The 10,342-nt window shown below is 71.8% G+C and carries 9 protein-coding genes; all 9 read left to right on the top strand.

Features of this window, described 5'->3' with window-relative positions; all coding sequences use genetic code 11:
* Nucleotides 1-820 (top strand): MFS transporter (locus tag GU5_RS15520; protein ID WP_010525788.1); only part of this gene is annotated, 820 nt, incomplete at its 5' end.
* A gap of 153 nt (nt 821-973) precedes the next feature.
* The gene (locus tag GU5_RS0111845) at nt 974-1,933 is read left to right on the top strand and encodes a sugar phosphate isomerase/epimerase (protein ID WP_010525787.1); all 960 of its coding nucleotides are present in this window, start codon (nt 974-976) and stop codon (nt 1,931-1,933) included.
* 59 nt (nt 1,934-1,992) lie between these two features.
* Nucleotides 1,993-2,979: a 5-dehydro-2-deoxygluconokinase gene (iolC, locus tag GU5_RS0111840; RefSeq protein WP_010525786.1), complete on the top strand. Its 987-nt coding sequence runs from the start codon at nt 1,993-1,995 to the stop codon at nt 2,977-2,979.
* On the top strand, nt 2,976-3,971 hold the full coding sequence (locus GU5_RS0111835) for a hypothetical protein (RefSeq protein ID WP_010525785.1): 996 nt from the start codon (nt 2,976-2,978) through the stop codon (nt 3,969-3,971). The genes iolC and GU5_RS0111835 overlap by 4 nt, the downstream gene beginning before the upstream one ends.
* Nucleotides 3,968-6,016: a 3D-(3,5/4)-trihydroxycyclohexane-1,2-dione acylhydrolase (decyclizing) gene (locus GU5_RS0111830; protein ID WP_010525784.1), complete on the top strand. Its 2,049-nt coding sequence runs from the start codon at nt 3,968-3,970 to the stop codon at nt 6,014-6,016. Before GU5_RS0111835 ends, GU5_RS0111830 begins: the two co-directional genes overlap by 4 nt.
* Complete coding sequence (locus tag GU5_RS0111825; RefSeq protein ID WP_010525783.1) at nt 6,016-7,557, top strand: CoA-acylating methylmalonate-semialdehyde dehydrogenase; 1,542 nt, start codon at nt 6,016-6,018, stop codon at nt 7,555-7,557. Before GU5_RS0111830 ends, GU5_RS0111825 begins: the two co-directional genes overlap by 1 nt.
* 223 nt (nt 7,558-7,780) lie before the next feature.
* Nucleotides 7,781-8,818, top strand: a complete 1,038-nt coding sequence (locus GU5_RS0111820; protein WP_010525782.1) for a Gfo/Idh/MocA family protein — start codon at nt 7,781-7,783, stop codon at nt 8,816-8,818.
* A gap of 55 nt (nt 8,819-8,873) precedes the next feature.
* Nucleotides 8,874-9,749, top strand: coding sequence for a sugar phosphate isomerase/epimerase (locus GU5_RS0111815; protein ID WP_010525781.1), 876 nt, complete (start codon nt 8,874-8,876; stop codon nt 9,747-9,749).
* A 33-nt stretch (nt 9,750-9,782) separates the two neighbouring features.
* Nucleotides 9,783-10,342, top strand: a 560-nt coding sequence (locus GU5_RS0111810) for an MFS transporter (protein WP_010525780.1), incomplete at its 3' end; no start/stop codon positions are given.

The raw sequence follows: 10,342 nt of genomic DNA, 5'->3' as shown, positions 1-10,342 counted from the left end.
GGACGCCTGGGCGATCCTGCGGGCCGACCGGAGCGAGGAGGAGGCCGCCGCCGAGCTCGAGGAGATCCATGCGATCAGGCAGGCCGAGACGGCCGCCGGCGTCCAGCGCCTCACAGCGCTGCTGCAGCCCTGGATCCGTCCGATCCTCGTCGTCGGCATCGTGGTCGCCGTGCTGCAGCAGATCATGGGTGCCAACGCGATCATCTACTACGCACCGACCACGCTGCAGAACGTCGGCTTCTCCGACCAGGCCGCCGTCGCCTCCAACCTGATCATCGGCATCATGAACATCCTGGCCGTCTGGCTGGCGCTGACCTATGCAGACCGCTGGGGCCGCCGCCCCCTGCTGCTCGCCGGTGCGGCCGGCATGGCGCTGAGCCTGGGCGTGCTGGCCTTCACCAACCTGATGCTCCCCGAACCCGACGGCTTCGGACTCGTCGGCATCGTCACACTGACCTGCATGGCCGTCTACATCTTCCTGTTCCAGGCCAGCTGGGGCTCGATGACCTGGGTGGTCCTCGGCGAGATCTTCCCGCTCGGCGTGCGCGCGGCGGCCATGGCCGTGGCCACCACTGCGCTGTGGATCGGCAACGGCATCGTCGCCCTCGGCTTCCCGCCGGTGCTGGAGGCCGTCGGCGTCGGCTGGGCCTTCGCCGGCTTCGCGGTGATCTGCTGCGCCGGGCTGGCGTTCACCTGGCGGCGGATCCCGGAGACGACGGGCCGCTCGCTGGAGGAGATCGAGACGAGCTTCAACCGCGGCGCCGGTGTCGACGCCGCCGACAGCACCGACGGCGCGACGATCCCGGCCGACCGGACCTGAGTCGCCCCGCGGGGCGACTCAGCGGCGCATACCGCCTCGGAGATTCCTGACCCCATATGTCTTGACATTAGAACATCGAAGCGCCAAAGTGGTGTGCACCACGATGAACCCGTCCGTCGGACGCCGCCCGCGAACGACGCCGAGGAGGCCCAAGTGACCACCGCCCACGCCCGCACCCCCGTACGCGCCGAGGACGGCACCGAATCGCCGGTGCTCATCGGCACCGCCCCGGACTCCTGGGGCGTCTGGTTCCCCGAGGACCCGCAGCAGACCCCCTGGCGGCGCTTCCTCGACGAGGTCGTCGAGGCCGGCTACCACTGGGTCGAGCTCGGTCCGTACGGCTACCTGCCCACCGATCCCTCGACGCTGGCCGCAGAACTGACCGCCCGTGATCTGAAGGTCTCGGCGGGCACGATCTTCACCGCCTTCCACCGCGCCGACCCCGAGGAGCGCCGGGCCACCTGGGAGCAGGTCCACCGGGTCGCCGAGCTGACCGCCGCCGTCGGCGGCCGGCATCTGGTGACCATCCCGGCGATGTGGCGCGACGACGTCACCGGCGAGGCCGTCGAGCCCGGCACCCTCGACGACGCGGGCTGGCGCCGGATGGCCGAGGGCCACGACGAGCTCGGCGCCGTGCTCCAGGACCAGTACGGTCTGGCCCAGCAGTTCCACTCGCACGCCGACTCGCACGTCTGCTCCATGGAGCAGATCGAACGGTTCCTCGAGGTCACCGACCCGGAACGGGTCAGCCTCTGCCTGGACACCGGCCACGCCGAGTACGGCGGCGCCTCCTCGGTGGAGCTGATCCGCCACCACCCCGAGCGCATCGGCTACCTGCACCTGAAGCAGATCGACCCGCAGGTCATGGAGACGGTCCGCCGCGAGAATCTGACCTGGGCGGCGGCCAACAAGGCCGGCGTGATGGTCGAGCCGCCCGCCGGCGAACCCTCGCTGGAGGCGGTGATCGACGCGCTCGAACCGCTGGACCGCTCCTTCTTCGGCATCGTCGAGCAGGACATGTATCCGGTGGCCTCCTTCGACGACCCGCTGCCCATCGCGAGCCGCACCCGGAAGCACCTCTGCGGCTGCGGCTCGCGAACCCGCATCCGCTGACCTCGCCGCCGCCCCGACGCGCCGGCGTCCCGCCGGCCCCCGCATGCACAGGAGCATCGATGACCCACGACCTCATCACGATGGGACGCATCAGCGTCGACATCTACCCCAACGACATCGGCGTCGACCTCGCCGAGGTCTCCAGCTTCGGCAAGTACCTCGGCGGCTCGCCGGCCAACGTCGCCGTCGCAGCCGCCCGCCACGGACGCCGCCCGGCGGTGATCACCCGCACCGGCGACGATCCCTTCGGCGCGTTCCTCCACCAGGAGCTGCGCCGCTACGGCGTCGACGACCAGTGGGTCGCCCCGGTGTCCGCGCTGCAGACACCGGTGACCTTCTGCGCCATCCGGCCTCCGGAGGACTTCCCGCTGTACTTCTACGGCCGCTCCCCGAGCGCGCCGGACTGGGAGATCGAGGCCGGAGAGCTGGACACCGCGGCGATCGCCGACGCGACGATCTTCTGGTCGACGGTCACGGGCCTCTCCCGGCCGACCGCCCGCGAGGCCCAGGTCGCCGCCCACCAGGCTCGGCCGCAGGCCTCGCTCGCCGCCGGACAGCACACCATCCTCGACCTCGACTACCGACCGATGTTCTGGGACTCGGTCGAACAGGCCCGCGAGCAGGTCGAGCGCATCCTGCCGCAGGTCACCGTCGCCGTGGGCAACTCCGAGGAGTGCGCCGTCGCCGTCGGCGAGGGCACTCCGGACGAGCAGGCGGATCGACTGCTGGCCGCCGGAGTGCGGCTCGCCGTGGTCAAGCGCGGCGCCGAGGGCGTCATGGCCGCCACCGCGGACGAGCGGGTCATCTCCGCGCCGCTGCCGGTCGAGACCGTCAACGGCCTGGGCGCCGGCGACGCCTTCGGCGGGGCGCTGGTCCACGGCCTGCTCGCCGGCTGGCCGCTGGAGCAGGTGCTCGACTACGCCAACGCCGCCGGCGCGCTGGTCGCCTCCGAGATCGCCTGCTCGGAGGCCATGCCGACGCCGAGCGCGGTGAACCGGATGCTGGCCGATCGCGGCCGGACCGTGCCCGAGGAGGTCACCGCATGAGCACCGCCCTCGAGCAGGCCCGCACCGAGATCTCGCCCCCGGGCGACGACGACCCCCGCCGCTACGAGCCGCTGACCCGGCTGCGCCTGGAGCACCCGGAGGCGATCGCCGCGGCGGCCGCGTCCCGGCGGCACCACCCCGGCGTCGTCCACGGCACGCAGAACTTCATCATCGCCGCCGACCACGCCGCCCGCGGCGCCCTGGCGGTGAAGGACGACCCTCGGGCGATGGCCGACCGTCGGGATCTCCTCGACCGGCTGCGCACCGCCCTGGCCGAGCCCGCCGTGGACGGCGTGCTCGCCTCCCCCGACGTCCTCGACGACCTGCTGCTGCTCGGCGCACTGGAGGGCAAGCAGATCTTCGGCTCGATGAACCGCGCCGGGCTGCCCGGCCTGGTGAACGAGATCGACGACCGTTTCACCGGCCACACCGCCGCCGCCCTGGCCGACCTCGGCGCCACCGGCGGAAAGATGCTCACCCGCATCGCCTTCGACGATGCGGCGACCACCTCCATGCTGGAGACCACCGCCCAGGCGGTGGACCGGCTGCACGCCCACGATCTGGTGGCGATGGTCGAGCCGTTCATCTCCCGGGCCTCCGGAGCCCGGGTGGTCAACGACCTCAGCCCCGACGCCGTGGTGCAGTCGGTGGCCATCGCCCAGGGGCTGGGCGGCAGCTCGGCGAACACCTGGCTGAAGCTGCCCGTCGTCGAGGAGATGGAGCGGGTCATGGCCGCCACGACCCTGCCGACCGTGCTGCTCGGCGGCGAGCCCACGGCGGCGACCGACGAGACGCTGGAGACCTGGCGCAGCGCCCTGCGGCTTCCCGGCGTGCAGGGCCTGACCGTGGGCCGGACGCTGCTCTACCCCGACGGCGGCGACGTCGCCGCCGCAGTGCGCGAGGCCGCGTCGCTGCTGCAGAACCCTGCGGCGGCCCCCGCCGCCGACGCGACCTCTCCGGTGCAGACCGGAGCGAAGGAGGAGGACCGATGACCACCCGCGAGATGTCGGTGGCCCAGGCGACGGTGGAGTTCCTGGCGAACCAGCGCACCGTCGACGACGTCGACGGCGAGCGCGTCGAGGTCCGCACCATCCCGGGCATGCACGGGATCTTCGGACACGGCAACGTCGCCGGGGTCGGCCAGGCGCTGAAGCAGGCCCAGGTGCTCGCCCCGGGGCTCATGCCCTATCACCAGGGCCGCAACGAGCAGGGCCTGGTCCACCAGGCCGTCGGCTACGCTCGCCACACCCGCCGGCGGCAGACCTACGCGGTGACCGCCTCGATCGGGCCGGGCTCGACCAACATGGTCACCGGTGCCGCGCTGGCGACGACCAACCGGCTGCCGGCGCTGCTGCTGCCCTCCGACGAGTTCGCCACCCGTGCGCCGGATCCGGTGCTGCAGCAGCTGGAGCTGCCGCATGCCTATGACGTCAGCTGCGCCGACGTCTTCCGCCCGATCAGCCGCTTCTTCGACCGGGTCTCCCGGCCCGAGCAGCTGTACTCGGCGCTGCTCCACGGCATGCGGGTGCTCACCGACCCCGCCGAGACCGGCGCGGTGACCATCTCGCTGCCGCAGGACGTGCAGGCCGAGCGCATCGAGGTCCCCGAGGAGTTCCTCGCTCCGCGTCGGTGGCGGATCCGCCGCCCGGGACCCGAGGAGACCGACCTCGCCGACGCGGTCGAGGTCATCCGCTCCGCCCGGCGTCCGCTCATCGTCGCCGGCGGCGGCGTGCACTACGCCTTCGCCGAGGAGAAGCTCCGGGAGCTGGCCGAGGCCACCGGCACCCCGGTCGCCTACACGCAGGCCGGCGTCGGCGTCATGGACTGGGACCACCCGCTGTGCCTGGGAGCGATCGGCTCCACCGGCTCGACCGCCTCGAACGCCTACGCCGCCGAGGCCGACGTGGTGATCGGCGTCGGCACCCGCTGGGAGGACTTCACCACCGGGTCGATGACGGCCTTCCAGCACCCGGACGTACGGTTCGTGACCATCAACATCACCGGACTCGACGCCCACAAGATGAGCGCCTCGGTGCCGGTGATCGCCGACGCAGGCAAGGCGCTGACCGCGCTGACCGAGGCGCTGACCTCCGTGGGCCACCACGCCGGCGAGGAGATCGCCGAGACCGTGCGCACCGAGAAGGCCCGCTGGGACGGCATCGTCGACGAGGCCTTCGGCACCCGGAACCAGCCGCTTCCCTCGCAGAACGAGATCATCGGCGCGGTCAACACGGCCATGGACGACCGCGACACCGTCGTCTGCGCGGCCGGCTCGCTGCCCGGCGATCTGCACAAGATGTGGCGGGTCCGGGATCCCCACGGCTATCACGTCGAGTACGCCTACTCCTGCATGGGCTACGAGATCGCCGGCGGGCTGGGCGTCAAGCGCGCCGCGCTGGCCGAGGCCGCCGGCACCGCGGCCACCGGTTCGACGACGGCGGGCCCGGGCGCCGGGACCGACGCCTCCGGCGACGGCCGCGACGTCGTCGTCATGGTCGGCGACGGGTCGTATCTGATGATGCACACCGAGCTGGTCACCGCCGTCGCCGAGGGGCTGAAGCTCATCGTGGTGCTCATCCAGAACCACGGCTTCGCCTCCATCGGCGCGCTCTCCGAGTCGCTGGGCTCGCAGCGCTTCGGCACCAAGTATCGCTACCTCGACGCGGAGACCCGCAGCTTCGACGAGGGCTCGGCGCTGCCGGTGGACCTGGCGACCAACGCCGAGTCGCTGGGCGTCGACGTGCTGCGCGTCGAGCGCGGCGCCGACGTCGTCGAGCGGCTGCAGGACGCCGTCGCCGCAGCCAAGGCTCGCGAGGAGGGCACCGGCCCGGTGCTCATCCACGTCGAGTCCACCCCCTACATCGACGCCCCGGACTCCGAGTCCTGGTGGGACGTGCCGGTCACCGGCGTCTCCGAGCTGGACTCCGCCCAGCAGGCCCACCGCACCTACAGCGAGCACAAGGCCCGGCAGCGACGGCTGCTGGGCACCGCCCCCATCGCCGGGGACGGGACCACGGACCCCGAGAGGAACCACTGATGACTGCTCAGACCACTCCCGAGACCGCCGACGGCTCCGCCGCGGTCGCCGCGATCACCCACTGGATCGACGGCGACTCCGACCCCGGCCACGGCTCACGCCGCCAGGACGTCTTCAACCCCGCGACCGGCCGGGCGACCGGCAGCCTCCACCTCGGCGACGACCAGGATCTGGAGCGGACCCTGCAGGCCGCCCGACGCGCGGCCGACACCTGGGGAGAGATGTCGCTGGCGAAGCGCATGGGCGTGCTCTTCCGCTTCCGCGAGCTGGTCGCCGCCCACACCGACGAGCTGGCCGCACTGGTCACCGCCGAGCACGGCAAGGTGCTCTCCGACGCCGCCGGCGAGGTCGCCCGCGGCCTGGAGGTCGTCGAGTACGCCTGCACCATGCCGCAGACGCTGAAGGGCGACTACTCCGACCAGGCCTCCACCGGCATCGACGTCTTCTCCTTCCGCCAGCCGCTGGGCGTGGTCGCCGGCATCACCCCGTTCAACTTCCCGGTGATGGTGCCGCTGTGGATGGCTCCGGTCGCCATCGCCACCGGCAACGCCTTCGTGCTCAAGCCCTCCGAGCGCGACCCCTCGGCCTCGCTGCTGCTGGCGAAGCTCTGGAAGCAGGCGGGCCTGCCCGACGGCGTCTTCCAGGTGCTGCACGGCGACAAGGAGATCGTCGACGGCCTGCTCACCCATGAGCTGGTCGACGGCGTCTCCTTCGTCGGCTCCACGCCGATCGCGAAGCACGTGCACGAGACCGCCACCGCCCACGGCAAGCGGGTCCAGGCCCTCGGCGGGGCGAAGAACCACGCAGTGGTCATGCCCGACGCGGACCTCGAGCTGGCCGCCGACCACCTCTCGGCGGCGGCCTTCGGCTCGGCCGGCGAGCGCTGCATGGCGATCTCGGTGGCCGTGGCCGTCGGCGACGCCGCCGATGCCGTCGTCGAGAAGGTCGGCCGGCGCGCCCGGGACATCACCGTCGGCGACGGCACGGCCGAGGACACCGACATGGGCCCGCTGATCACCCCGGCCTCGACCGAACGGGTCCGGCGGCTGGTCGGCGAGGCCGAGGCCGACGGCGCCGCCGTCGTCGTCGACGGCCGGGACCTGGTGGTCGAAGGTCGCGAGGAGGGCTTCTTCGTCGGTCCGACGGTCCTGGACCGGGTGCAGGAGTCGATGTCGGCCTACGAGCAGGAGATCTTCGGGCCCGTGCTCGCCGTGGTCCGCGTGGACACGCTGGAGGACGCGATCCGGGTGATCAATGCCAATCCCTACGGCAACGGCACCGCGATCTTCACCGGCTCGGGACACGCCGCCCGGACCTTCCAGCGGCAGGTGACCGTGGGCATGGTCGGGGTCAACATCCCGATCCCGGTGCCGGCCGCCCAGCACTCCTTCGGCGGCTGGAAGGACTCGCTCTTCGGCGACCTGCACATCTACGGCCCCGACGGCGTGCGCTTCTACACCCGCGGCAAGGTCGTCACCCAGCGGTGGCCGCACGAGAACGACGAGTCCACCGCCTCGATGAACTTCCCCTCCACCGGCTGAGGCCTGCGGACTCCCTGTGATCGGGCGGGGGATCCGGACGTCGCGGCGGCGCCCTCGGGGCGCCGTCCCGCGGTTCCGGATCCCCCGCCCGAGCTGTGTCGGGCCGCCTGCTGAATCTTATAGTCCGAATGTCTGGACATATTCACGTGATGTGTCCTACAGTGAGTGCAGTCACAGCTTCGCGAGCACGCCTCGCCCCACCCCCGATCGAGGAGCATCACACATGTCGATCTCACCGCAGGACGAGCTCCGCGTCGCAGTCGTCGGCGCCGGCCGCATGGGTTCGGACCACGTCGACCGCCTCGCCCACCGCACGCTGCGCGCCCGAGTGAGCGCCGTGGTCGACGTCGACGTCGACCGCGCCTCCGCGGCGGCCGCGGGAGCAGATGGCGCGCAGGTATTCACCGGTCTCGACGAGCTGCTGGCCGCCGACGTCGCCGACGCGGTGGTGCTGGCCACCCCCGGATTCCTCCACGAGGAGGCCCTGCTGCGGCTCATCGACGCCGGGATCCCGGTGCTCTGCGAGAAGCCGCTGACCCCGGACCCCCAGTCCTCGCTGCGCGTGGTCGAGGCCGAGGCGGCCGCCGGCCGGCAGCTGATCCAGGTCGGCTTCATGCGCCGATTCGACGCCGGCTACCGACAGCTCAAGCAGCTGATCGACTCCGGCGAGCACGGCGAGCTGCTGCTGCTCCACCACCAGCACCGCAACCCGGTCTCGCCGCCGGAGTTCACCGACGAGATGATCATCCACGACTCCGTGGTCCACGAGTTCGACGCCGTGCGGTACTTCGCCGGCGAGGAGATCACCGAGGTCCAGGTGCGCCTGGGCCGGCGCAGCTCGCGGGCGGCGGAGAGCCTCCACGACCCGCAGCTGGTCACGCTGCGCACAGAGTCCGGCCTGCTGGCCACCGTCGAGATCTTCGTCAACGCCCAGCTCGGCTACCAGGTCCACACCCAGGCCTCGTTCGAGGACGGGGTGGTCTCCATCGGCCAGGGCTCCGAGCTGCAGCTCACCGCAGGGGGCCGCAGCGGCGGCACCGTCGACGCCGGCTTCGTGACCCGCTTCGGCGAAGCCTACGACCGCGAGGTCCAGGACTGGGTCGACGCCACGCTGCGCGGCGAGATCGCCGGCCCCGACGCCTGGGACGGCTACGCCACGGCGGCCTGCTGCGCCGCCGGCGTCGCCTCCCAGCAGGACCAGAGCCTGCAGCCGGTGCGGCTGGCCGAGCGGCCGACCTTCTACTCCCGCTCGGCGGCCTGAGTCGACCCGCCCCCTCGCTCGCCCCCACCTCCCCCCACCGAGAGGACCGGCCCCCATGAAGTACGCCCTGGATCCCACTCCCTTCCACAGCACCCACTCGCTGCTGGAGTTCCCGCGCCTGGCCGCCGAGCTGGGCTTCGAGCACCTGCAGCTGACCCCTCACCCGGACTTCGCCCCGTTCTTCCGGCATCCGACCGCCGACGACGACCTCGTGCGGGACCTGAAGAAGGCCTGCACCGACGCCGGCGTCTCGATCGCCTCGATCCTGCCGGTGCAGCGCTGGTCCTCTCCGGACCCCGACGCCCGCGAGGCCGCCGTCCGCCACTGGCGCCGCGTCCTGCAGATGGCGGTGGACCTGGGCGTCGAGCAGCTCAACACCGAGTTCTCGGGCCGGCCGGAGCTGGCCGAGGAGTCCGAGCGGGCCTTCCACCGCTCGATGGAGGAGCTGCTGCCGACCATCGAGTCCGAGGGGCTGCATGTGGCGATCGACCCGCACCCCGACGACTTCGTCGAGCAGGGACTGGCCGCCTGGCGGGTCATCCGCGGGGTGAACTCGAAGCACCTCGGCTTCGTCTACGTCGCCCCGCACACCTTCCACTACGAGGACCCGATGCCGGAGATCCTCGACGCCGTCGGCGACCGGCTGCGCGTGGTGCACGTGGCCGACACCTATGACCACCACCGCTCGAACGGCCTGCGCTACATCACCAATCCCCCCGAGTCCCCCGCCCGGGTGCACCAGCACAACAAGCTCGGCGTCGGCGACGTCGACTGGGACCTCTTCTTCTCCGAGCTGGCCCGCAACGGCTTCGACCAGCGCGCGGAGTCGGTGATGGTCACCAGCGTCTTCGGCGAGAACGAGGACGCCCGCGAGGTCTCGCGATTCCAGCTCGAGCAGATGACGACCAGGATGAGCGCCGCGCGGCGATGACGCCGGCGGCCGATTCGGACGAAGGACACACTCATGAGCGACACCACACCTGATCAGCGCCCGACGCCGTCCGGCGCCGGGCGCAAGAAGAGCACGGTCCTCATCTACCTGTTCGGTGCACTGGGCGGGCTGAACTGGGGCTACGACACCGGAGTCATCTCCGCGGCGCTGCTCTACATCCGCGACGAGTTCCAGCTGGACAGCTGGACCGAGGGCTGGGTCGTCACCGGTCTGATCCTCGGTGCGATCGTCGGCGCCGCCGTCGGCGGCCGGATGTCCGACCGCTTCGGCCGATGGAAGGTGCTGATGGCCACCGCCGTCGCCTTCATCATCGCCCCGATCGGCATGGCGGCCGCGCCGACGACGGAGGTCCTCTTCGTCTTCCGCGTCATCGTCGGCCTCGGGGCCGGGCTGGCGGCGGTCACCCTGCCGGTCTACCTCTCCGAGATCGCCCCGGCCCGCATCCGCGGCAAGGTCACCGCCTTCTACGCCCTGGCGATCGTCTCCGGCCAGTTCCTCGGCTTCATCATCGGCCTGACCTTCGCCCCGATGGAGTCCTGGCGCTGGATGCTGGGTCTGTCGGTGGTGCCCTC

Source organism: Nesterenkonia sp. F (genome assembly GCF_000220985.1).
Classification (GTDB): Bacteria; Actinomycetota; Actinomycetes; order Actinomycetales; family Micrococcaceae; genus Nesterenkonia.
Note: the sequence above shows the minus strand (reverse complement) of the source record. Positions and strands in the feature narration are given on the sequence as shown.

Excerpts from the sequence above, each read along its gene's own strand:
- GU5_RS0111835 (WP_010525785.1), top strand. The coding sequence starts at position 2,976 with ATGAGCACCGCCCTCGAGCAGGCCCGCACCGAGATCTCGCCCCCGGGC.
- GU5_RS0111825 (WP_010525783.1), top strand. The coding sequence starts at position 6,016 with ATGACTGCTCAGACCACTCCCGAGACCGCCGACGGCTCCGCCGCGGTC.
- GU5_RS0111815 (WP_010525781.1), top strand. The coding sequence starts at position 8,874 with ATGAAGTACGCCCTGGATCCCACTCCCTTCCACAGCACCCACTCGCTG.
- GU5_RS0111820 (WP_010525782.1), top strand. The coding sequence starts at position 7,781 with ATGTCGATCTCACCGCAGGACGAGCTCCGCGTCGCAGTCGTCGGCGCC.
- GU5_RS0111830 (WP_010525784.1), top strand. The coding sequence starts at position 3,968 with ATGACCACCCGCGAGATGTCGGTGGCCCAGGCGACGGTGGAGTTCCTG.
- iolC (WP_010525786.1), top strand. The coding sequence starts at position 1,993 with ATGACCCACGACCTCATCACGATGGGACGCATCAGCGTCGACATCTAC.